The organism is Magnetococcus marinus MC-1, from assembly GCF_000014865.1.
Lineage (GTDB): Bacteria > Pseudomonadota > Magnetococcia > Magnetococcales > Magnetococcaceae > Magnetococcus > Magnetococcus marinus.
The window spans coordinates 1,354,964-1,380,931 of sequence record NC_008576.1 but is presented as its reverse complement, the minus strand read 5'-3'; the positions used below and the strand labels follow the sequence as shown (position 1 = coordinate 1,380,931).

Sequence of the window (25,968 nt, the reverse complement as noted above, 5' to 3'; positions counted from 1 at the left end):
AGGGGGTCCTTCATACATCACTGGCTTCAAGGGATCACAAACCCGGCCCATCTAACCGTTTATGCATTTGGCGAATGGATGAGACCAACTCCTGATTGACCAGATCCTTACGCGCTTGGCGGGTGTTGGATTGGTCCAGACGCAACACCAGCAACCGAATCAGCTCTTGCTGGATGAGAATATGGATATTGCTGTCCATACTCTCCAGGGCCTGGGGGTCAACTTTAAGCACGGTACAGTCTGTGGCCGCCAACACACTGCTAAAACGCTTTTGCCGCGTTATAAAGGACATCTCACCAAAGATCGCCCCTTGGGGCAGGGTTCCTACCTCTTGAGCCTGCCCAAGCTCGTCTAACTTGGTGACGCGCGCCTCACCCCCAATCAACACAAACAGGCAACAATTATTACTGTCACCTTCCCGAATAATAAATTCATCGGTTTGATAGAAAGAAAAAAAACTCTCTTCTGAAAGCAGCTTATCCAACTCATCATCATTAAATTTTTGAAAAAACTCGATCTTACGTAACAACTCGCGTTCTAATTTCACAATCTGCGCTCCATCCATTCTCCTAGAATGACACTCTACCTAGGCCAAAATTATCTTATCCAACATCAATCCACCCTTTATTGCGGTTCTGCATGGTCACCCAGTTTTGCCGCCACATAAGCGCTTAGTTCCTGCATACCGATAGAGAGTTCCGCCCGCGCTTGTAAAATTTCACTCTCTAACCGAACACCATCCGCTTCGACCGTTTGGTGGCTGGCATGACGCATGCGCTCCGCCAACTCGGCCAAGCCAAAGCTTGCCGCAGAACCCGCCAAAGTGTGCAACGCCACATGTACCGCCGTTTCATCCCTGGCTTGCAACCCCTCCGCCGCTTTTTGTAAATAGCCCAGGGCATTTTGCTCAAAACGGCTCGAAAGCTTCTGAAATGCCTCAAGAGACATCTCCGCCAACAGATTATCCAAATGCGCATAATTTAGCTGTTGTGTCATCTCAAGTTCCTGCATAGGGTCGGATATCTCTGGCGCCTGCTCTTTTGTCCCTGTAAAACGCCGGATCAAGGCGGTTAACCGTTCCGTGTTAACGGGCTTTGCCAACACCTCGTCTCCACCGGCCTGATGAGACGCCTCGACCATTTGGCGTGTTACCTCTACCAACATGACCACCACAGGCACCGACTCTGCATCCTGCTCACCCTCTGCTTGGCGCAACTGCTGCACCACTTCCAGCCCGCTCATACCAGCCACGGGATGCGCCACCAACACGAAATCCCATGTTTCAACTTGAGCCAAAGCCAGCCCCTCCGGCCCGGTCTGTGCGAGAAACACGTGGTGCCCACGATCCTCCAATTGCTTACGCATAGAGAGTTGATTGGGCAGATCATCCTCAATCAGCAACAGCTTTAAGGGCCTTTGGTAAAGCCCCCCTCCATGGCCAACCCCAAGATGGCTGATCACCTCTGCATGACCCACCCCAGCGGGCAACTCACCCATTGCGGGATATTCAGGCAAAGCGCTCGCTACGAAGGTGGTGGCAACATTTACAAGGTGCGGCCCATCCACGCTTTCAGGGTAGGAGGCGTGCTCCACGACCGTCAATCGAAACCGCAACCGAAAAGCGGGCAAGCCCTCCCCCTCGTGGGCAATATCCACAGAAACACCCAACCACTCGGCCAACCGCACCACCAACAACAACGCCAGCTCACCCCCCTCAACAACGTGAGGATTGAGCAATAAAGGTCTGTAAAGCATCGACTTTTTGGTTACACCCTGCTGCTCTGGCAAAACCTCCAAATGCACAGTCGTCTCCAACCCCTCCATTTGGGCAATGAGCAACCGTAGCACAATACGCCCGCTAGGATCCCCCAGGGTGTAGATCCGTAACAGAGCACTCAACAACTGAAGATAGCGGCCAGGGTCGCCCATAAAGCGCTGATCGGCGGCGGCATCATCCAAATCCAAAACAACCTGTGCTCCCCTCTCTGCAAGAGCCACCATAGAATCGTAGCCTCGCAACCGCTCGAGCAGCGGCCCAAAACGAAACGGCACACGCTCCAATCCCGCAGCACTTTGTCCCTGTAATTGACTGAGCGCGTGTAGATCCTGAATGCGCGCATTGAGCTGCGCGACCACCCGCTCCATGGCAACCACCCGGTGTCCCTGTTGGTTTAGGAGGGGATCTTCACGAATGACCGACAACAGCTGCACAATCTGTTGCAGTGGCTGCACAAAGGCATGACTAACCGTCTCCAACAACACACCCTTGGCTTGATCGGATGCCTCGGCCAACTCCATCGCTTGGTGGATGGCCCGCTGGGACTCTTTAAGACGACTAATATCGGTGGCAATTTCCAGACGCACCAGCCGTCCATCGCACCACTCAACACCATGAATATGGGCCAGATACCACTTACCATCCAGGGGGTGTTGATATTCGCGGGTAGCATGCTCCCCCAACTTGGGCCAAAGCTGTTGGGGCTGCCAAAATTCAACGGGGGCCGCTTCTCCACCGCGACTAAACAACCGGGTCACACTCTGCCCCACCACATCCCCCACCAGACCCCACATGGCATGGTTAACATAGAGCACCTGCAAGGTGCGACTGTCTGCCACAAAGACCGTGGCTTCCAGCCCGTCCAACACCGTATGTAAACGCCGATTAGCCAGTTCCAGCTCCGTACGACTCCGCTCCAGCTCCTGCTCTGTGCGCCGCCGCTGGGTTACATCATGTACGATTTGGTAAAGAATGGTGCGGCCATCCAGCAATACTGGGCCAGAGTGCACCTCCACCTCACGCTCTTCACCGTTGGCCAACCGGTGGCGAAAGAAAAAATAGTCGCGCCCCTCCCGGCTGGCATTTGCCATTTCATGAACAATTTCCAGCTCTGACAGCACATTGATTTGGCTTATTTTTAAACCGCAGAGCTGCTGCCGACTATACCCGTAAAATTGCTCTGCCGCCCCGTTGGCATCAATGATTCGGTAATCATTTTGAGGGTCCACCAGCAGTTTAATGGCGGTGTGATTGGCAAACAGCCCATGATAGCGCAACTCCCCCCGACCCAACCGCCAACCAACCACTAAAATGGCACAGCAGCCCAATAGCCACAGCCCCCCCCCGACACTCCAGCTCCACAGCATGGCACGGTTGACCACCTGCTGCATCTGGGCACGAGAAAGACCCAACTCGACCATCGCAAAAATATAGCCGCTCTCTTTAATAATGGCGACGGCGTGGGCCATGTCCGCACGCTTTTTATAGTTTTCCTGGGTGATCCCATCACGCCCCTGAAACAGCAAAAAATGTCCATCCGCATCCTGGATGGTAAAGTAACTGACATCCGGCTGTTTAAAAGCCTGTCGTGCGAGATCTTTTAGGGTATTCAGATCCTCCGACAACACCGCACGGTGAGCCGCTATGGATAAGAGTTGCACCGTCGAACCCGCCCGCTGGCTCAACGCATCGCGATTGCTCTGCTCCAGATAGTAATAATGGCTCGCAACCAACAGACTGACCAACACCGTCAGTGCCAAGATGGTTGCCACAACCCATTTCCACGAAAACATCACGGGCTAAGACCCTACTTTCTATGTAAAGCGACCTTCACAAGCATGCCACGACCATAGTATCCCCCTCACCCTGCTGGCCCATTCAGCCAAAAGCAACCAAAACGGGACACTACCCCCTCTACCGGTCACGTTACCTTAATTTCCGCCCGCTTACCAGCAGCAATAGGGCCGATTAAGAATCGTTCCTAATCACCCAAATAAAAGCCCGCTAAAGGCTGCTTTAGCGGGCTTTTATAGAAGATTTATAGCAACGGTTTAACGACGTCGCTCAATCACCATACGACAATCCGCCACCGCCGACCCCAAACCCTCGGCGTGCACGATCATGGGATTGATATCCAACTCCTGAATCTGCGGATTATCCGTGAGCATTTGTGACACTCGCAAAATCGCCTCACGAATAGACTCGACATCCGACGCAGGGTTGCCCCGCACCCCTTGTAAAATTTTATAGGCTTTGACCTCTTGCACCATGCGCTCTGCACTAATCTCCCACATAGGGGCCAGACGGAAGGTCACATCCTTAAACACCTCGACCATCACCCCACCTAAACCGAACATGACCAGCGGGCCAAATTTAGGATCACGGGATGAACCCAAAATCACCTCAACCCCTTTTTTCGCCATCTGCTCAACATAGACCCCGGTGATTCTGGCGTTTGCATCATACGCCTTGGCGTTGGCGACAATGGTGGTAAACGCCTCGCGGGCGGCTTCCCGCGTTTTAAGCTTAATCATCACGCCGCCCGCATCGCTCTTATGCACAATATCCGGCGAACTGATTTTCATGGCAACCGGCAGACCCACCTCATCCAAAACCCGCTCCAGATCTTCCAGGGAGGTTGCCAAACCGTTTTTCAAGACCGGCAAACCATAAGCGGCCATAATCTGCCCCGCTTCCGCTTGGTGCAACAGGCGGCTATCGGCCTCCCCCAGAAAACCCTCGATCAACTGCTGAACTTTGCCCAAGTCCACATCAAACTGCGGGGCTGCGTGCCGACGTTGATAGTGCAACCGCTCACTAAAGCGCGACATGGCCGCCATGGCCCGCACGGCGGCTTCAGGAAACTCATAGTTGGGGATACCATGGTTACGCAGATAGGCCACCCCTTCTTGCACATCCATAACCCCCATAAAGGCGCACAACACCGGCTTACCTCGGCTGCTGGCACGGGGCACAATCTGGGCGGTTTCCAGCACATCGGTCATGGCTTGGGGGGTCAAAATCACCACCACCCCATCCACACCCTCATCGGCCAGCACCAAATCCAGGGCCGCTTCATAGCGATCATGGTGGGCGTCCCCAATGACATCCACCGGATTGTTGATGTTGGCGGTAGGGGGAAGTTTGGCTTTCAAGCGGCTTTTGGTGGCGTCGGAGAGGGTCGCCAACTGCAAGCCGTGCCGCTCCAGTGCATCGGTGGCCATAATGCCCGGACCACCGGCATTGGTAACAATGGCGATGCGGTTACCCTTCGGTAGCGGCTGCTGGCTAAAGCCTTGCGCATATTCAAACAGCTCACTAATGGTCTCGACCCGTTGAATGCCACTCTGCAAGAAAATGGCATCATAGGCCGCTTCAGAGCCAGCCAACGCCCCAGTGTGAGAAGTCGCCGCCTTTTTACCCTCAGCCGAGGTGCCGGATTTAATCGCCAGCATCGGTTTTTTGCTCTCCCAGGCCACACGACGGGCGGTTTCGATAAAGCGCCGACCATCACTCACATCTTCCAGATACATCAAGATGGCATCGGTATCGGGATCATCTTTCAGATACTCCAGCAGGTCGCACTCGGTGACATCGGCTTTGTTGCCAAAGCTGATAAATTTGGAAAAGCCAATGTTGCGCCCCATGGCATAATCCAATACAGCCGTACAGAGCGCCCCCGATTGAGAGATAAAAGCGATGTTGCCTGCACTGGGGCTTTTGGTGGCAAAGCTGGCATTCATGCGCACCGAATTGTGGGCATTAATCACCCCCAGGCAGTTGGGCCCCACCAGGGCCATGCCATGTTTAGCCACCACCGCTTTAAGGTGGTTTTCATGCTCCAGACCTTCGCCGCCCACCTCTTTAAAACCTGCGGTAATCACAATGGCACCGCGTACCCCACGTTGACCGGCCTCATCCACCACCGCAGCAACCTGGGCAGTGGGTACCACCACCACCACCAAATCCACCGTTTCAGGCAGCTCAGCCACTGAAGGGTAGGCCCGTACCCCCAACACCGCCATGTTACGCGGATTGACCGGGTAGATCACCCCTTGAAAGGTACCCAACAGGTTGGAAAAGATAGCGTGCCCCACACTACCGGGACGGTTGCTGGCCCCAACCACTGCAATAGACTGGGGATTAAAAATGGCATCCAAATTGTCATGCATGCTCGGCACACTCCGCATTCAGGTTCAGTAAATTCTTGGGTGTGACCACCACAAAACGGTTGAAACGCAACCGCAGGGCTCAACTTCCCTAGTAAGCCGCACACTATACCCCTTGCTTACGAAAAACTAGGGGCACTGATGTAACGGCTTGGCGACAATTTAACCACGTTTGCGACATAAGGGCGCACCCTCCACGAACCCAGGGCAACCCCTGAAACTTTTTCTATAAAGATTAAAAACATAAGACGCTTTTGGCAGCGGCCAACACGTGGGCTCCGTGCTCATTGCGGTTTCAGCCTAAAAAAATCCCCGCACAGGATCAGGAGCCGCTATGATAAAGTGCAACCTCTATTTTGACAGGAGCTCCCCCATGATGGATCTACGTGCCCTCTTTATTTTATGGCTACTGCTGCTACCCTACCCGCTACAGGCAGCCAGCCAAGCGCAAATGGAGCGTTTTTTTGAAGAGGTGGTGTTTCAGTCGGAATATAAAGAGGTGGCCGCCCCACAGCGTTTAAGCAAATGGCCCAGCGGTCACGCGGTCACCTTGGCCATCCATGGCACCCCCAAAAAAGAGCAGCTTGAGTGGACCAAGGTACACCTAACCCGCATCTCTAATCTAACGGGATTGGCCTTTAAACACCTTAAAGGCCAAGAAAAAGGCTCCGCCGGTCTCCATCTCTTCTATGTGGAGCGCAGCCAGATGGCCAATCTTAAACTGCCGGGGGTCAGCCAGCCACTGCTGCAAACCCTGGTGAAACATGGTGTCTGTTTTTTTATTACGGCCAAAAATAGCCGTTCGGAGATTATACGGGGCTATGTGGTCATTGATCGCAATGGCCCAGATCGTGGTGTGGATAACTGTATTTTAGAAGAGCTCAATCAGGTCATGGGACTACCCAATGATAGCGATGCGGTGCGCCCCTCCATCTTTAATAACCAGTGCAGCATGAGCCAGCCCAGCTTACAGGATAGCTTTCTGCTGCGCGCCCTCTACGATCCCCGCATGCAGGTTGGCCTATCTAAGGATGAGGCCATGACACAGTTTCGCGCCATCCTGAAAAGCGGACCGATTAAACGACCCCTCTGGTAGGACGCACCGCCCCCAACGCAGGGTTAAGCCGCCACCTCGGGCAAAGGTTTACGCATCAACTCATACAACCGCGAGGCCGTACGCTGATAGGTAAAGGAGACTGGCCCTCCGGTACAGAGTTCATCCACCGGGGCGGCCGCGTCAATACGCATCGGGATGCCGTGTTCATACAGCAGGTCGATCAACACCACCATGCGCAAGGCGGGGTCGGAGAGTTCTTCGGTAAGCACAGGGATATCCGACAGCAGTACCACCTGAGCCTTGCTGCACAGATCCAAATATTCGGTGCGCCCAAGGCTACGCTGGCAGAGCTCCGCAAAATCAAACCAGTAACAGCCATTGGCCGCAGCAACCGCCGTCATCTCCTCTTTTTTGAGCCGGATCACCCGTGGGGTGGGCTGCTCGGCGGTGCAGCTCTCAAAAATTTGATCAAACGTCTGGAGCTCGCCCTCGCTGCCATCGGTCAGCGGATTGCGCCGCCAATCCACCCCATGGGCCAAATCCAAAATGGTCACATTCTGCTGTAAAATTTTTAAGAAAGGGATAAAACTTAGCCGGTTATAGCCACCCTGAAAAAGATTTTCCGGCGCCCAATTACTGGTTGCACAGAGGGTTACACCGCACTTGAACAGCGACTCCAGCAAGCGCCCCAGCAGCATGGCATCGCCGATATTGGTGACAAAAAATTCGTCAAAACAGAGCAGACGGGTCTCCTGGGAGAGCTCACTGGCAATATAATCCAGCATATCAATGCCCCGCGGGGGATTGCAGCGGTGCATGCGCTGGTGCAACTCTTCCATAAACGGATGAAAATGCACCCGACGCTTGGCAGAGACCGCTGCGGCGTCGAATAAAAGCTGCATCAACATGGATTTGCCCCGCCCCACCGGACCATGCAGATAGAGCCCCCGTGGACTCTTTTTCCCCTCCAACGGACGCCAGATTTGCAGACCACGTTTTTCAACCCGTTCCACAGGTTGGTTCATACGCTCAGCCAACAGATCCAACTGTGGCAAAACCGCCACCTGATCCACATCATCACGCAGCGTTCCCGCCTGAACCCGGGCACTGAACAGGTCCGTTGGTGTAATGGTTGGCATACGTGACATAGCGACTCTCCAGCGGGTGTTTACACCCTTTTACACCATCCAAGGTGTTGGCAACACGTGCGAGCACACCCCATATTAACGACCCTTCCCAGTCATCAACGTCGCTGCTAAAGCATCTTAGCAGACACAGGTACACCCCTAGATGAACCAAGCATACCCCAAACAGGGCTTTATAGGCCAATCAACATTTCAGATACGTAGCATTCATTTCATTTATTACAGTATTTCTTTGTGTTTTATGTTGTGAATCACATTGGCCAGCGCATTTCTCGCCTCGTTTTACCCGCGACTGCCGCACAAGCGGGCAGCCGCACCAGCGATGCACCTTCAGGATACGGGGCTGTCATCGCCATATTCGTAGCGGGGTTTGCTGGACTCTATCAGTAGATTTACCGCATCGAGGGTCCGCGCCACCTCGGCTGCGGGCTGCTGCTGTCCTAACATCTCTAGCCAGTAGCGCAAACGTCGGCTATCCCAATTAGAGAGCGCCAAACCGTTCAGTGGCGTCTGCACCCCATCGTGCTGCCACTGCAACGCGCCGGGGGGCAATTTCTCCCCCAAGGCCAGCTCAGCCCCCCACACCACCCAGGCTTGTTGGAATTCCCATTGATCCACCAAATAATCGCCATTCAGGTCGTAATGCAGGCAGCGTTCAATAAAAGGGACGCGGGCAAGATCCATACGGGTCAATAGACTCCCCCAACCCACCTTTTCGTAAGCACGCCGCAGAGAGTCTCGATTCTCTTCCAATGAATCAAGCCCCACGCCATCCCCTGGCAACGTTGCCGCAGCAGCCATCACGGGTTTTGGCAATAGATCGCTCAACGGCACGCGCTTGCCACTCTCCAGCACCACCACCAGTTGCTCCATGGGGCGCGGCTCATACTGGGGCAGTGCCGTGCAGCCAACCAATAGAGATAATACGACCCCCAACAAGAAACGCATGTCTAATCTCCACCCCCAAAAAATGTCGAATCCAACCACCCGCTGGGGCATACTGTGCCTCCTTAGCCAAACCCTGACACCCTAAACTGGATTTATATTTACATGCCCGTCTAGCCTTTGATCCTTAGGCGCTACAAGGGTTCCAGGGATATTTTTCATGGTGCATCACCGCGACTTTTACCATCTATTTTCCACTCAGTGTATGGTATTTTATAATCGGGATCGTTGAACCCGGGGTTAGACACACCCAAACAGTGCGCATAACCTTTTGAAAATAAAGTTTTCGCTGTCACGCAGCTTTGCCAGGATCGAGCCAACCATGAGCAAGCATGTCGACGCCACTATGTGGCAACGCAATATTGAAGATACCAACGCATACCCCCAAGCGGCCGCCGCTGCGGTGGATGGCATCATCCAAATTCAGGATGCCTCCCTGCTCTCCCGAGGCGATTTTGCCCGGGAAGGCGCGGACCTGCTGATCACCGGGGTCGATGGTAAACGCCTGCTGGTTGCTGGCTATTTTGACGCCCCACAAACACCGGTGCTGCAAAGCCTTAACGGCGGCACCAGCCTGTTGCCAGAGATGGTGCAGATGCTCTTGCCTAACACCCCCAGTCCCTTGTCGATGGTGGCGGGGCCAGCCATGCTCAGCGACCCTTCGCTAAGCGGCTCTGTGGATTTGGAACTGGTGGCAAACATTGCCCAATTGGCAGGCAAGGTGGTGGTCAAAGGTGCAGATGGCTCTCTGCGTCTGGTTGGCGAAGGCGACCCTATCTATGCGGGGGATGTCATTCGTACCACCACCGGTCAGGTCCAACTCAAGCTCATTGACGGCGGCAGTTTTCAGATCGGTGAACAGGGTCAAGCGGCCATGGAGAGCTTGATCTACCATCCCGAAGCGGGCGAAGGCAAATTTAATGCCACGGTGCTAGGAGGGCTCTTCAGCTACAAATCGGGCGGTGTCGGCAAATTGCACGCGCAAGCCCACACCACCATTCGCACCCCCTCGGCTATGATTGCGGTGCGAGGCTCCGAACTGCAAGGCGAGGTCAATGAATCGGGCCAAACCACCGTGGTCCATCTTGCGGGCATTTTGGAGATTTCAGACCCCTTCGGCAATGGCGTGGTCTCCCTGACCGAACCGGGCCAAGCCACGGCGGTTACCTTGGGCGCACGCCCAGAGCCAGTTTTCCGTGCCCCAACCCAACTGTTGCAACGTTTTCAAGAGAGTCTGCCCGACCAGTTACCCAAAGAGGCGAAAAATGGGCAAAACGAGGGCAAAGAGGGCGACGCGGCCGGTGAAGGCGAAGAGGGGCTTATCCCCACCGAGGGTGAAGAGGGCCTAACCGACGAACAGTTGGCCGACCTGTTGGACATTACCGAGCAACTGGAAGACACGGGCTATTTTGAGCTGGGGGATCTGGATCAAGAGTTGCTGGACTTCTTGCTCGATTTTGGCGAAGACGACGATGGCAACACCATCGAATTTTATGACACCTACACCCCCGCGACCGATACGCCGTTGTGGCTCTATGACGAAGATGGCACGGCGCTTATTCAGTTGGCCATGCCGGAGATCATTGAGGATAGCGGTTATCAATTCAGCTTCTACGCCGGCGACTATATTGATTTGGGCGATGGCAACGATGTCGAGGATCTTGAGATCGAGATGGTGGTGCAGGGTGATGCCGCAGACCGCTTTGAGCTCTACCAAAGCGAAGTGTCAGGCTATTGGATCCTGTCAGGCCAACCCAATGATACCGATGGCAACAACGGCCAAATCAGCTTTGAGTTCTATGTCTCTGGTGTCTCTGGTGTTCAGGATGCCCTGGTCCTCGATTTAAGCGTCACCCCGGTTAACGACGCCCCGCTCATCGCAGAAGGGGCTGCCGTCTTCACCAGCTATGAGGCGGCAGCCGACGATAGCTATGAGACCAAGCTGGATACCCTGACCAATGAAGAGAGCCTTGAGGTAGAGATTGGTGCCAAACAGGTTCAGATCGCCCTCAACAGCGCACTGTTTACCGACGTGGACAGCAACGACACCCTTACCTGGACGGCCACTTTGGAAAACGGCGATCCCCTACCCAGTTGGATTCGCTTTGTGGACCTGGATGGTGTGCAAACTCTAGTCACAGAACCGACCTATGGGGATGGTCTCTCGGGCGCTCAAAGTTTCACGCTTCACCTAACGGCACACGATGCTAGTGGTGCGGTTGCGGTGGACGATGAGGGTACCGCCACCTATAAAACCTTGACCATCACCACCCGCGATCCCAATAACATACCGGTGGTGGATCAAGGGGTAAGCGATGGCAGCGTCGATCAAGGCTCAGCCTTCAGCTACAGCATACCAAGCAACGCTTTCGCGGATCTGGATGCCGACGCTATCCTAACCTACAGCGCCACCTTGAGTGGCGGTGCCGCCCTGCCCGATTGGTTGACACTCAGCAGCGCTGGCACCTTTAGCGGCACCCCGACCAATAGTGATGTGGGCACCATAACCCTGTCTGTCACGGCCACCGACCAATATAACGGATCGGTTTCGACCAACATGCAGTTGGTGGTCAACAACATCAACGATGCCCCTCAGCTCATCACCACTTTGGGGGATCAGGTTGTCACGTTGGATGGCACCCCCACCGAGTTGAATTTGGGCAGCAGCCTGTTCAGTGATGTGGATAACGACACCCTGAGCTATAGCCTGACGATCAATGGCAGCGCAAACCTACCCAGTTGGATGAGCTTTGATAGCGGCACAGGCATCCTCACTGGCACACCCGCCAGCGGGGACGAAGCGGTGCATACCGTTGTTGTTTCGGCATCCGACGGCAGTTTAAGCGCCTCTGCTCAATTTACCATGAGCGTGAAGGCGGCCAATAATGTGCCTGTTGTCGCCTCTGCGATCCCCGACCAAGGGGTAAATGAAGATGCCAGCTTTGTCTACCAGATCCCAACGGGTCTGTTTACCGATGCCGACAATGACGCCCTCACCTACAGCGCCACCCAAAGCGATGGTTCAGCCCTGCCCAGTTGGTTGAGTTTTAACAGCAGCACCCGTACCTTTAGCGGCACACCAGACAACAGTCAGGTGGGCACCCTGTTGGTTAAAGTCACGGTAAGCGACCCAGAGAGCGCCTCGGTAAGTGACACCTTTACCCTGACCATCAGCAATGTCAACGATGCACCGGTACTCATTACCAACCTGGAAGATAAAACGGCGGATGCCGATGGCACCACCGCGTTTGAGTTCACCATTCCCAGCGGCAGCTTTAGTGATGTGGACAGTGGGGATAACATCACCTATACCGCCGCGCTGGCCTCGGGCGCGATTTTGCCGGGCTGGCTCACCTTTACCAGTGCCACACAGACCTTCAGCGGCACACCTGCGCTTAGCGACCAAGGCACCCTAACCATTAAAGTGACCGCCACCGATGGCAGCGGTGCCACCGCCACCGACACCTTTCAAATTGTGGTCGCCCCCCCCAATAACGCCCCCGTTTATGTGGCAGACACCTTGCTTGATCAAACGGGCGTATTGGAAGATAGCGCCTTTAGCTACACCATTGACGCAGCGGCCTTTACCGATGCCGATGGCGATAAATTGACCTACAGTGCCACCCTGTTGGATGGCAGCGCACTGCCCAGCTGGCTGGTTTTTGATAAAGATACCCGTACCTTTAGCGGCACACCGCTCAATGAGGATGTTGGCACCATCAGCGTCAAGGTGACCGCTACTGACCCACGGGGTGACAAGGCCTCGGGCAGCTACACCCTGACGGTGGACAACACCAACGATGCCCCCATTATCAGCAACGGCATCAACAGCCAACAGGTGTTTGTCAACAGCGTGCTGTCGGTGGATGCTTCGCAGGTGTTTAGCGATCCAGATGGCGACACCCTGACCTACAGCGCCAGCTTAATTGGCAACAATCCACTGCCCACATGGTTGGTGTTTGATAGCGTCACGGCGACCTTTGGCGGCACCCCCACCGCCGATTACGCCCGCACAGCGCTGGGTGTACAGATTACCGCCACCGACCCCTCGGGAGCCTCTAAAACGGCCTATTTTTTCATGGTGGTGCAGCCCGAAAACAGCGCACCGGTGGTAAGCACACCCATTGAGGAGAGCTCTGCGGCCTCCCTAGTTGCCACAGAGGACAGCTATTACCTGTTTCAGATCCCCAGCACCGCCTTTAGTGACACCGATGGCTGGGACTATGACCTTAACTATACCGCCACCCTTTTGGATGGCTCGGCCCTACCCAGTTGGCTCAATTTTGATGAGGCAACCCGCACCTTTAGCGGCACCCCCACCAATGACGATTTGTCCAGCGGCATTGGGGTTAAGGTTACGGCCACCGACACCTATGGGCAATCGGTTTCCGACACCTTTACCCTCACCGTCAACAATACCAATGATGCGCCGACCATTGCTCAAGCGATCAGCGACCAGAGCATCAGCAGCCTCAACAGCTACAGTTACACTATTCCAACGGGCAGTTTTACCGATGTGGATGCTGGGGACAGTTTGACTTACACGGCCAAATTGCTAAACGGCGACGCCTTACCCAGTTGGTTAAGCTTTGATGGGGATACCCAAACCTTTAGCGGTTTCCCCACCAGCGGCGATGTGGGTCAGTTAGCGGTGTTGGTCACGGCAACCGACAGTAGCAGCAAATCGGTATCTGATCTGTTTTTCCTGGACATTCTCGCACAAAACGACGCCCCCGTTGTCGCGGCTACCTTAGTGGACCAAACGGTTAATGAGGATGCCTATTTTAGCTACCAGTTTGCGCTGAGCAGCTTTACCGATGCCAACGGCGACACCCTTACCTATACCGCGCAACAGGTCGGCGGCACCACGCTGCCCACTTGGTTGAGTTTTGACGCCACCACGCGCACCTTTACCGGCACACCCACCAATGACTATGTGGGCAATCTTGACCTTAAAGTAATTGCCACCGATAGCCGTGGCGCCAGCGTGAGCAACACTTTTAGCATTACCGTCATTAACACCAACGATGGCCCGGTCCTGAGCAATGCCATTGTCGATCAGACGGCAACCCAGTCCAGTTATTTCAGCTACACCATTCCCGGCACCGCCTTTACCGACGTGGACGGGGACACCCTGACCTACAGTGTTCAGTTGAGCAATGGGCAGACATTAAGCGCAGGGGCTGCGTGGCTCTCCTTTAACAGCGACACCCACACCCTCTATGGCACCGCTACCAGCAATGATCTGGGCAGTTATGCCCTTAAGGTCACCGCCAGCGATGGTATTAAATCGGTTTCCGATGTCTTTACCATCACCGCTGAAGCGCCCAACACCACCCCCACGTTGGCCAATGCACTGGACGACCAGAGCGCGACGGAAGACAAGGTGTTTCTGTTCAGCGTGCCTAGCACCAGCTTTAACGACAGCGATGCAGGCGATACGCTTACCTACTCTGCCCAGCAAGTCGATGGCTCCGCTTTGCCGAGTTGGCTGACTTTTGATGCCGACACACGCACCTTTTTCGGCACTCCGGTAAATAGCGATGTGGGCACGCTTCAGGTCGTGGTTACCGCCACCGATAAAAAGGGCGCCACCGCCTCGGATACTTTTTCTCTGGCGATTGCCAATACCAACGATGCCCCAACCCTGCAAAGTGCCGTGGCCGATGCCAGTGCGGAGCAGAGCGATGCCTTTTTCTTACAGTTAAGCAGCAGCGCTTTTAGCGATGTCGATGCTGGAGATAGCCTGACCTATAGCCTTACTCTGGCCAATGGCAGCAATTTACCCAGTTGGCTCACCTTTGATGCCACGGATCTTACCCTCAGCGGCACCCCTGCGGTGGGCGACGTAGGCACGTTGTCTCTTAAATTGACCGCCACCGATGGTTCTGGGGCCACCGCCTCTGACAGCTTTAATATTGTGGTCTTAACAGCCAACGATGCGCCGATCCTCAATACCGCCATTGCGGATCAAAACGCCACGGAAGAGACCATTTTCAGCTATACCCTAGCCAGCACAACCTTTAGTGACCCCGATGGCGACACCCTAACCTATAGCGCCACCCTGGCGGGGGGCGGAGCACTGCCCAGTTGGCTGATCTTTGATGGGGATACTCGTACCTTTAGCGGCACCCCCAGCAACAGCGACACGGGCAGCCTTAACGTCAAGGTGACGGCTACCGATAGCCGTGGCAACGAGGTTTCAGACGCCTTTACCTTAACGGTGGCCAATGTTAATGACGCGCCGGTGGTCAGTGTTAGCTTGGAGGATCAAACCACCGCTTACGATAGCGCTTTCCAATACACCATGGAGAGCAGCAGCTTTACCGATGTGGATACAGGGGATAGTTTAACCTACAGCGCCTCTTTGGCCAGTGGGGCCGATCTGCCCACATGGCTAACCTTTGACAGTGCCAGTCAATCTTTTTCTGGCACCGCCAGCAGCAGTGATGCAGGCACCATCAATGTGCGTGTTACCGCCACCGACAGCAGTGGTAGCACGGTTTCTGACGCCTTTAGCCTAACGGTCAAAGCCCCTAACAACACCCCTGTAACAGCCGGTACACTGAGTAATCAGAGCGTCAATGAAGACAGCGCATTCAGCTATCAGGTAAACAGCAGCACCTTTACCGATGCCGATGGTGACACTCTAACCTACAGCGCGACCCTACTGGACGGTTCATCGCTACCCAGTTGGGTGAGCTTTGATGGCGCAACCCGCACCTTCGTGGGTACACCCAGCAATGATCATGTGGGCAGCTACCAGTTTAAAGTGACCGCCACAGACCCGGATGGTGCACAAGCCTCCACCTCATTTAGCGTGACGGTGAGCAATACCAACGACGCCCCCACTAAAAACGTCGATATTGCCGACCAGTTGGTGGACTATGGCAGCGCTTACAACCTCACCTTGAGCGCCTCTGGTTTTACCGATGTGGATAGCGGCGATAGCCTGAGCTATTCGGTCAGTGCTTTGGCAGGCGGTTCGCTACCGAGTTGGCTCTCTTTCGATGCCGACACGCGCACCTTTACCGGCTTGGCCAGCAGCAGCGATGTGGGGGTCTTTGGGGTTAAGGTTACGGTAACAGACAGCAGCGGGGCCACGGCCTACGACAGCTTTAATATTACCGTGCAGGCCCCCAACAATGCCCCCGTTGTCGGCAGCACCATCCTGGGCGATCAAGCCGCCACTGAAGACAGCAAATTTTCCACCCAAATTGCCGCCAGCGCCTTTACCGATGCCGATGGCGATAGCTTGGTCTTAACCGCCTCGGGCTTATCTGGGGCGGCCCTACCCAGTTGGCTGACCTTTGATGCCGATACCGGACTGCTCACCGGTACCCCCACCAATGCCTATGTGGGCTCCACCGATATTGTGATTACCGCCACCGACCCTTCGGGGGCCACGGCATCTCAGACCTTTACCATTAGCGTGAGCAACGTCAACGATGCTCCGGTGGTTAATCAGGCAGCAACCAATCAGGAGATTGTGCAAAACACGGTCTTCAGCTACCAGTTGGCCAGCAACCTGTTTACCGATGAGGATGGCGACAGCCTAACCCTGAGCGCCACCAATAGCAGTGGCGGCTCCCTGCCCACATGGCTGAGCTTTGATGCTGATACCGGCACCTTTAGCGGCACCCCAGGCAGTGGTGATATTGGGGCCACCTTTGTCAAGTTAACCGCCAGCGATGGCAATGGCGGCACGGTTTCCAACACCTTCCAAATTTTGGTGTCGGAAACCTATACCGGTGCCTTTGTGGATAGCGAGGTTATCGGCATCAGCTATCAGGTAAGTGGCGATCAAACCCTCTACACCACCGGCAGCAGTGGTGATTTCAACTACAGCGCGGGGGATACGGTCACCTTCTCCATCGGTGACATTATCCTAGGTACGGTCACCGCCAGCAGCATTATTACCCCGTTGGATTTTGTCAGCAATGGCGATCTCGACACCGTGACCAACATGTTGCGCTTTTTGCAAACGTTGGACGAAGACAGCAATGCTGAAAACGGCATTACCATCAGCAGTTCGGCCATTACCGCTGCCAGTGGCGTCACCCTCAATTTTGATCAGAGCGTCAGCGATTTTGCCATCGACACCACCTTGGCGGCCTATCTGACCAACGTCACCGGCAGCAGCAGCCTAAGCGTGAGCAGTGATGCCGCCTGGGAACACTTTTCCGGCACCCTGAGCGGGCTGGACACCGGTAACAACTACGGCATTTTCACCACCACCGAGGGCAACCCGGTGGCGGTTGAAGATCTAAGTTTCTCCTACAGCGTGGCGATGAGTGACATCACCAGCGACAGCAGCGCCACCACCATGAGCGTCACCCAGATTGATGGTAGCGCTTTGCCAAGCTGGATTAATTTTGACACCCAAAGCTTTACCTTCACGGGCACCCCCACCAATGACGATGTGGGCAGTATTGCGCTTAAATTGGTTGCTAAAGATAGCGCAGGCACCACGTTGGGCAGCAAAATTGCCACATTGGAAGTGGTCAACTACAACGATACCCCAGAGCTCTCCATTGCCATTGAGGATCAAATTGTCGCCAGTGGCAGCACCTTTACCTTTGCTTTGGCCAGCGGCACCTTTACCGATGTGGATGCGGGGGATAGCCTCACCCTCTCTGCCACCTTGGCCGATGGCAGCGCGCTCTCTTCCAGTTGGTTGAGTTTTGACGCCGATACCGGCACTTTTACCGGCAATCCTGGCACCAGCAACGTGGGTCTTACCGGGGTTATTCTTACCGCCACAGACTTGGCGGGTGAGACGGTTTCCGAGGTGTTTAACATCACCGTAACCGGCACCAACACGGCCCCTTACATCGCCAACCAAGGGGCTTTTGATAGCATTTCGGCCACCCAGGGCAGCCGTTTTAGTTTCCGTTTTGCCAGCACCACCTTTACCGATGATGAAGGGGGCACCCTCACCTACAGCGCCAGCGCCATTGACGGTTCAGCTCTGCCCAGTTGGCTGACCTTTGATGCTGATACACGCACCTTTAGCGGTCAACCCGGTAGTGGTGATGTGGGTTCGGTTAGTTTAAAAGTCACGGCCACCGACAGCAGCGGTTTGAGCGGCTCGGCAGCCTTTAGCTTTACGGTGGCAGATATTAATGATAGCCCGGTTTCGGCAGAGCTGTTTAGCGCCCAAAGTGCAACAGAAAACAGCCCCTTCTCCTACAGCGTGCCTACCGGTGCGTTTACCGATGCCGATGTCGGAGATACCCTCACCCTGAGTGCCAGCCAGCCCGATGGTTCGGCGCTACCCAGTTGGTTGGTGTTTGATGCCTCAACCGGCACCTTTACCGGCACGCCCAGCAGCACCGACACGGGTCTGTTGATTGTTCGCGTCACAGCCACCGATAGCGGCAACGCCACGTCCAGCAGCAGTTTTGCGCTGACCATTGGCACCACCAATGCCGCCCCGGTTGCCAGTACCACAGCTCTTAGCGACACCACCGTGCTTGAGGATGAAACTTACTCCTTGCTGGTGGGTACGGCCAATATCTTTACCGATGCCGATGCCGATACCCTGAGTTACGCCGTATCCGCACTCAACGCAACCGGTACCTTACCGAGTTGGTTGAGCTTTGATAGCAACAGCGGCCTGCTCAGTGGCACCCCCAGCGATGGGGATGCCGGCGTTACGGGTATTAAAATTACCGCCACCGATACCAGTGGAGCCAGCGCATCGGTTGTCTACAACCTAACCGTTGTGGAGACCAACGACACCCCCACCCTGGATATTGCCCTGCTGGATCAACAGGTGGATACCAATGTACGCTTTGAATACACCTTAGCCAGCGGCAGCTTTAGTGACGCCGACCTTAACGATGTTTTAAGCTACAGCGCCCTACAGGTCACGGCGACCGGCACCAGTGCGCTGCCCAGTTGGCTGCTGTTTGATGCGGATACAGGCACCTTTAGCGGCACCCCAAGCAGCGCAGGCAGCTATACCATTAAGGTAACGGCCAGTGACGGCACCGCATCGGTATCGGATCTGTTTACCCTTGACGTGGCCACCGCCAATCACGCGCCGGTCGTGGCCAACACCATTGAAAGCGCCACCGGCAGCGAACTACGTACGGCCACTGAGGACTCGCCCTTTGAGTTCACGCTGCCCACAACAACCTTTAGCGATGCCGACGGCAACACCCTAACCTATACCGCCACCCTGGTGGATGGCAGCAGCTTACCCAGTTGGATAAGCTTTGATGCCGATTCAAAAACCTTTAGTGGCACCCCCACCAACGAGGATGTTGGCAACCTCAGCATTAAGGTGACGGCTACCGACATCTATGGCGAAAAAGCCAGTGACTTTTTTGGTTTAACGGTTGCCAACAGCAATGACACCCCCTATGTGGTGGGTAGTCTGAGCGATCTGACCACCAATACCAGTGAGAGTTTTCTCTATGCGTTTGATGCGGGGCTGTTTGGGGATCTGGATGTTGGTGACACGCTGACCTACAGCGCCACCCAGGCGGACGGCACCGCTCTGCCCAGTTGGTTGACCTTTGATGCCGACTCCCGCACCTTTTCGGGTACGCCCGGCAGCTCCGATGTGAACCACTTGGTGCTCAAGGTAACCGCGACAGATAGCGTTGGGGCCAAGGTTTCCACCAGTTTTGCAGTGGATGTGACGGAGGTTAACCATGCCCCCACGGTGGCCGCCAATATTGCCGATCAAACCGCTACCGAGGATAGCCGCTTTAGCCAGCAGTTCAGCAGCTCGACCTTTAGCGATGTGGATAGCGACGACACCCTGACCTATACCGCGACCCGTGCCGATGGTACCGCTTTACCCAGTTGGCTCACTTTTGACAGCGCCACCCGCAGCTTTAGCGGCACCCCCACCAACAGCGATGTGGGCACTTTAACCGTTAAGGTCACGGCCACCGATAGCGGCAATCTCACCACCTCTGACATCTTTAAAATTGAGGTGGGCAACGTTAATGATGCACCAACCCTGATTACCGCCATCAGCGATCAGCGGGCCGATGTGGGAACACCGTTCACCTTCCAGTTGGCCAAGGGCTCCTTTACCGATGTAGACCTTGGGGACAGCATCACCTACAGTGCCACCCTCGCCAATGGCGAGACCCTAAACGGTCTATGGATCAGCTTTGATGCCGCCAGTCGTCTCTTCCAAGGCAGCCCGAGCGCCACCGATGTGGGCATCCTCACCGTCAAAGTCACGGCCACCGACCGCAGTGGTGCCACCGCCACCGACTTTTTCCAGTTGGAGGTCATTAGTGCCAACCACGCGCAGGTATTGGCCAGCGAGATTGGCAATCAGACTACCCTGGAAGATAGCGCATTAACACTACTCATTCCCACCGACACCTTTACCGATGCCGATGGGGACGACCTGACCCTGACCGTGACCTTACAAGATGGCACGTCCCTGGCCCAAGGCGCGTCGTGGTTGAACTTTGATAGCGAATCTAACACCCTCTCCGGCACGCCAACCAACAGCAATGTGGGGGTGCTGAGCCTTAAAGTGACCGCCACCGACGCCAGCGGTGCCAGTGCGGTGGAGACCTTTGACCTTACGGTCAGTAATGTCAACGATGCGCCAACCCTGGTAACCGCCTTTGCCGATGTGGCGATCTCCACAGGCAAAGCCTTACAGTTAAATTTGGCAGGCAGCCACTTTACCGATGTCGACAGCGGCGATAGCCTAACCTATAGCATCAGCCGCGCCTCGGGCGCCGCCATGCCCAGTTGGCTGAGTTTTGACAGCCAGACAGGCTTGCTGAGCGGGGTACCTGCCAGCGCCAACGCGGGCACCTATAACCTTGTGATTACCGCCACCGATACGTCGGGGGCGTCGGCGTCGGATCTGTTTGTTCTGACGGTCTCCGATCCCAATGTAGCACCTGTTTTGGTCAACCGTCTGGGTACCCAGACGCTTACCGAAGATAGTGCCTTCAATTATAAAATCGCCAGCACCACCTTTAGCGATGCCAATGCCAGTGATACCCTAACCTATAGCGCCACGGCGGTAGGGGGGGGTGCGCTACCCAGTTGGCTGAGCTTTGATGCGGCAACCCGTACCTTTACGGGCACCCCCACCAACGCCCAGGTAGGCAATGTCTATGTTTCCGTACAGGCCACCGATGCGGCGGGGCTCAAGGCCACCGATATTTTGACCCTTTCGATCACCAATGTGAACGATGCCCCAACCTTGGTTAACGGTCAGTCTGATCGTACGGTTTATGAAGGGGAAACTTTTCAGGTTGTCTATTCAGCCAGCGCGTTTACCGATGTGGATAAGGGCGACCTTCTCACCTATAGCGCGACCTTGAGCACCGGTGAAGCTCTGCCGAGTTGGCTTAGTTTTGATGCCGCTACCCGCACCCTGTACGGCAGCCCCAGCAGCAGCGAGAGCGATACTTCGGTCTCCATCAAGATAACTGCCACCGATAAGAGCGGTGCCACCGCCAGTGATATTTTTGCCATCGCGGTGGAGGCGGTCAACCACGCGCCAGAATTGGCTAACGCCATTGCCGATCAGGTAGCCTCTGAGGATGCCACCTTCAGTTATACTTTGGCCAGTGACACTTTTACCGATAGTGATGTGACCGCCGGTACCGATACACTTACCCTTTCGGCCACCCTATTAAACGGCTCGGCTCTGCCCAGTTGGTTAAGCTTTGATGCCGAGACCGGCACCTTTAGCGGCACCCCCACCAACAGCAATGTGGGGAGTTTTTCGGTCAAAGTAACCGCCACTGATGGCGCGGGCGAAAAAGCGGTAGATACCTTCCGCATGACCGTTAATAACACCAATGATGCACCAGTCACGGCCGGCACGGTTGCCAGCCAGACCATTACCGCTGGCAGCAACTATGCGTTAAAGCTCTCTTCTAGCCTGTTTACCGATGTGGACGCTGGGGATCACTTGACCCTTAGTGCCGCTTTGAGCAATGGGACCTCGTTAGCCAGCGGTGCATCATGGCTTACTTTTGACGCCGACCTGCTGCGCTTTTATGGCACCCCCAGTAACAGCCATGCGGGCAGTTACGCCATTACCATTACCGCCACCGACGACAGCCACGCTACCGCCACAACCACATTTAATTTGGTCGTCAATGCCTTAAACACCAAGCCCTATGTAGCGGCGGCCATTGCGGATCAAACAGCGACGGAAGATCAGCCCTTTTTCTTGCAAGTGAGCAGCAGCGCCTTTATGGATGCCGAGGGCAATACACTGACCTATTCGGCCACCACACAGAGCGGCGCGGCACTGCCCAGTTGGTTAACTTTTGATGCGGATACCCGCACCTTTAGCGGTACCTCCAGCGATGGGGATGAAGGGAGTTTTCAGGTTAAGCTTACCGCGACAGACACAGGCGGTTTAAGTGTTTCCGATCTGTTTACCGTAACCGTTAACAACGTCAACGATGCCCCCACCCTGGTGACCCCCATTGTGGACCAGTTGGCGCAGAAAAATGTAGGTTTCCAATTTGCGCTGCCCAGCGGCAGTTTTACGGATGCGGATCTCTCCGACACCTTAACCTACACGGCCACCCAGGTGGATGGCTCCGCTCTGCCCAGTTGGCTCTCTTTTGATAGCAAAACGGCACTGTTCACCGGTGTTCCTGGAGCGTCCGACCTAGGCGCCATCAACATACGGGTAACCGCCAGCGATGGTCATGGCACTACGGCGTCGGACATTTTTGTCATTACAGCGGTGGACCCCAACACCGCGCCGGTGGTGCTCAATAGCATTATGCTCAATACTGCGGTGACAACAGCGGACCGTACCGCGACCGAAGATAGCAGCTACAGCTTTACCATCCCCAGCAACACTTTTAGTGATGCCGATGGCGATACCCTGACCTACAGCGCCACCCTCAGTAACGGTTCGGCGCTGCCCAGTTGGCTCACCTTTAACAACGGCATCTTCACCGGCACCCCCAGCAACGACCATGTTGGGCAGTTGCTGATCAAGGTGGTTGCCACCGATCCTTCGGGCTCAAGAGCGGCCAACACCTTTGTGTTGATTGTCGCCAATACCAACGATGCCCCAGAAGTCGGGACCACCCTACAGGGGACAACTACGCAGACCAACAGCGTGTTTGAATATGCCATTCCTGCCACGGCCTTTACCGACGTGGATAGTGGGGATACCCTCACTTTGAGCGCTGAGTTGGCGAGTGGCGATCCCTTACCTGATTGGCTCTATTTTGACAGCGCGACCGGCAGTTTTACCGGCTCTCCAGCAACCGGTGACGCCGGTGAATTGACCATTGTCGTTACCGCCACCGATCTTCAAAATGCCACCGCGCAGCAGAGTTTCACCCTTACGGTCAATGCCGCCAATGAGGCCCCGGTTATTGACCAAGGGCTGAGCAGCCAAGTTGCCACGGAAGACAGCAGCTTTAGCTATACCATACCCAGCAACGCCTTTAGCGATGCCAATCAGGATAGCCTAACCTACACCGCGACCCTGTTGGATGGCAGTTCGCTACCAAGTTGGCTACAGTTTGACAGCAATACGGGCGCCTTCACAGGCACCCCACTCAATGAAAACGTGGGCATTGTTGGCATTAAAGTGACAGCCACCGATCCTTCGGGATTAACTGCGGTAGATGCCTTTAGCCTGACCATTACCAACACCAATGACGCCCCAACCCTGGCTCAGGAGATGTCCGATCAGGTTGCCTATACCAACCGTGGTTTTGAGTTCGCGGTACCTGCTAGCACCTTTGCCGATGTGGATTTGGGGGATGTTTTAACCTATAGCGCCACCTTGGCCAATGGCGACCCACTGCCCAGTTGGCTGGCCTTTAATAGCGTGGATGGCACCTTTGGTGGGGTACCTGCACTGGCTGATATTGGTACTTTGTCGGTCACGGTTACCGTCACCGACAGCAGTGGCAGCACGGTAAGCGATACCCTTGCCATTGTGGTACGGGATGCCAATACAGCCCCTCTCTTAACCACCCCACTGGTGGATCAAATCGCAACGGAAGATAGCAGCTTTACTTACAGCATTGCCCAGGGCAGCTTTACCGACAACGATCTTGGGGATTCGCTGACCTATAAAGCGACCCTCTTGGATGGCAGTGCCCTGCCCAGTTGGTTGGTGTTTGACAGCAGCACCTTAAGCTTGAGTGGTACCCCCAGCAACGCTAATGTGGGGCAGATTTCCATCAAGGTCACCGCCACCGATCAGGGGGGCAAAAAGGTCTCTGACATCTTTACCCTAACCACGGAAAATGTGAATGATGCGCCGGTGGTTAATCTCTCCCTGTTGGCGCAGGGGGCGGATGAAACCCTGTTGACCGGCCAAAGCTACAGCAAAGAGTTGAGCAGCAGCACCTTTGTAGATGTGGACTTGGGCGACAGCATCACCTGGAGCGCCGCCCTGACCGATGGGACGGCTCTGCCCAGTTGGCTCAGTTTTGATGCCACCAGTCACACCTTTAGCGGCACCCCTACCTCCAGTGACACGGGCGCCCTCTCCATTCGCGTCACCGCGACCGATACCAACGGGGCATCCACCGATGACACCTTTACCTTAGCCATCGCCCAAGCCAATGTGGCACCCACCTTGGTGAGCACCATCAGTGTGGACGCCGTGACCGAGGATCAAACCGCCACATTCTCGGTCGCCAGCTTCTTTACCGATGCCAATAGCGATACCTTGGTCTATAGCGCAACCCTGTTGGATGGTAGCGCCCTGCCCAGTTGGATAAGCTTTGACACCAACACCGCCACCTTTAGTGGCACCCCACTCAATGCGCATGTGGGCTCGATGGCCCTTAAAGTCACCGCCACCGATCCGCAAGGGTTGAGTGTCTCTGGCAACTTCCAGCTTGCGATTCTCAATAGCAACGACGCGCCTATTGCCTCTGACTACACGTTGCAACTGTTTGAAAACAATTCGTATGCACTCAATGCCGATGATATCACGGCGCTGGTGCATGATGATGATGGTACCACCCCTGTATCCATTCGGTTAGAATCCCTGCCCAGCAACGGCACCATCTCCTATATGGGTATGGCCTTAGACGCCATCACCGGTAATGAAATTGTACCGTTGGCCAATATTGGGGATTTACAATTTACCCCTGCAACTAACTGGTCGGGCACTACCAGCTTCCAGTGGTCGGTTTATGATGGCGAGGCTTACTCCAACGTCGCCACATTGAACATTCAAGTGGTGGGCATTAACGACTATCCCACCGCCATTGACTATACGGGTACGCAGGCAGTCGCCGAAAGCGTTGATACCAGCACCCCCTATGCCTTAGGCGCTTTTACGGTGAGTGATCCAGATATCGCCGATACCCACACCCTGACCCTGTCGGGTAGTGATGCGGCGCTGTTTGAAATCCTGGATGGTGCGCTTTATCTGGCCGCAGGCGCGATGTTGGACTTTGAAACCCAGCCCACTCTCACTATTACGGTGACAGCAACCGATAGTGGCAGCCCAAGTCTGACCTATAGCCAAGCCTTCAGCTTCTCCCTGGTCGATGGCAACGATGCCCCAACAGGGGTCACTTTCTCCAACGCCAGCATCGACGAAAGCGGTGATGCGGGGCCTGTTGCTGCAAGCAGAACCGTTGGTGTGTTCAGCGCCATAGATCAGGATGTTGTGGATAGCCACAGCTTTGTGGTAACAGGCGGCAGCGGTTTTGGTCTGTTTGATTTTGCTGGAGATACCCTCTATCTAAAACCAGATATGGTCTTAGACTATGAGAGCATCAACAGCTATACCCTGGATGTCATGGTTATGGATAGTGCCGGTCAATCCGGCACGCAGAGCGTGACCATCAACGTGATGGATGTTAATGAGTCCCCCATTGTCGCCATGGCGTTGGCCGATGCAGATGCCACCGAAAACCTAGC

General features: G+C 55.1%; 7 protein-coding genes (1 of these 7 running past the window's edge). 2 read left to right on the top strand and 5 right to left on the bottom strand.

The window, feature by feature from the left end:
- Nucleotides 1-34: 34 nt before the first annotated feature.
- The 3 genes from MMC1_RS05630 to acs all read right to left on the bottom strand — a co-directional run bounded on the left by MMC1_RS05630 (nucleotide 35) and on the right by acs (nucleotide 5,949).
- Nucleotides 35-547 carry a cyclic nucleotide-binding domain-containing protein gene (locus MMC1_RS05630; protein ID WP_160162667.1) on the bottom strand — a complete coding sequence of 171 codons (513 nt, stop codon included), beginning with the start codon at nucleotides 545-547 and terminating at the stop codon, nucleotides 35-37.
- Nucleotides 548-624: 77 nt separating this feature from the next.
- Nucleotides 625-3,549, bottom strand: a complete 2,925-nt coding sequence (locus MMC1_RS05625) for a PAS domain S-box protein (RefSeq protein ID WP_160162666.1) — start codon at nucleotides 3,547-3,549, stop codon at nucleotides 625-627.
- Between the two features lie 279 nt (nucleotides 3,550-3,828).
- Nucleotides 3,829-5,949, bottom strand: a complete 2,121-nt coding sequence (gene acs / locus MMC1_RS05620) for an acetate--CoA ligase alpha subunit (protein ID WP_011712773.1) — start codon at nucleotides 5,947-5,949, stop codon at nucleotides 3,829-3,831.
- A gap of 370 nt (nucleotides 5,950-6,319) precedes the next feature.
- Here acs and MMC1_RS05615 point away from each other — a divergent pair, with 370 nt between their 5' ends.
- On the top strand, nucleotides 6,320-7,042 hold the full coding sequence (locus MMC1_RS05615; RefSeq protein ID WP_041640854.1) for a DUF2927 domain-containing protein: 723 nt from the start codon (nucleotides 6,320-6,322) through the stop codon (nucleotides 7,040-7,042).
- A 23-nt stretch (nucleotides 7,043-7,065) separates the two neighbouring features.
- On the opposite strand, the gene zapE is transcribed toward MMC1_RS05615, so the two are convergent.
- Both zapE and MMC1_RS05605 read right to left on the bottom strand, forming a co-directional pair.
- Nucleotides 7,066-8,151 (bottom strand): cell division protein ZapE, encoded by a 1,086-nt coding sequence (gene zapE / locus MMC1_RS05610; protein ID WP_011712771.1) that lies wholly within the window; start codon nucleotides 8,149-8,151, stop codon nucleotides 7,066-7,068.
- A 327-nt stretch (nucleotides 8,152-8,478) separates the two neighbouring features.
- Nucleotides 8,479-9,096 carry a hypothetical protein gene (locus MMC1_RS05605; protein WP_143711368.1) on the bottom strand — a complete coding sequence of 206 codons (618 nt, stop codon included), beginning with the start codon at nucleotides 9,094-9,096 and terminating at the stop codon, nucleotides 8,479-8,481.
- Between the two features lie 319 nt (nucleotides 9,097-9,415).
- Here MMC1_RS05605 and MMC1_RS21840 point away from each other — a divergent pair, with 319 nt between their 5' ends.
- Nucleotides 9,416-25,968 carry the beginning of a putative Ig domain-containing protein gene (locus MMC1_RS21840; protein ID WP_041640852.1) on the top strand. It continues 18,547 nt past the right edge of the window, so only the first 16,553 of its 35,100 coding nucleotides appear in the window; its start codon is at nucleotides 9,416-9,418; the stop codon falls past the right edge of the window.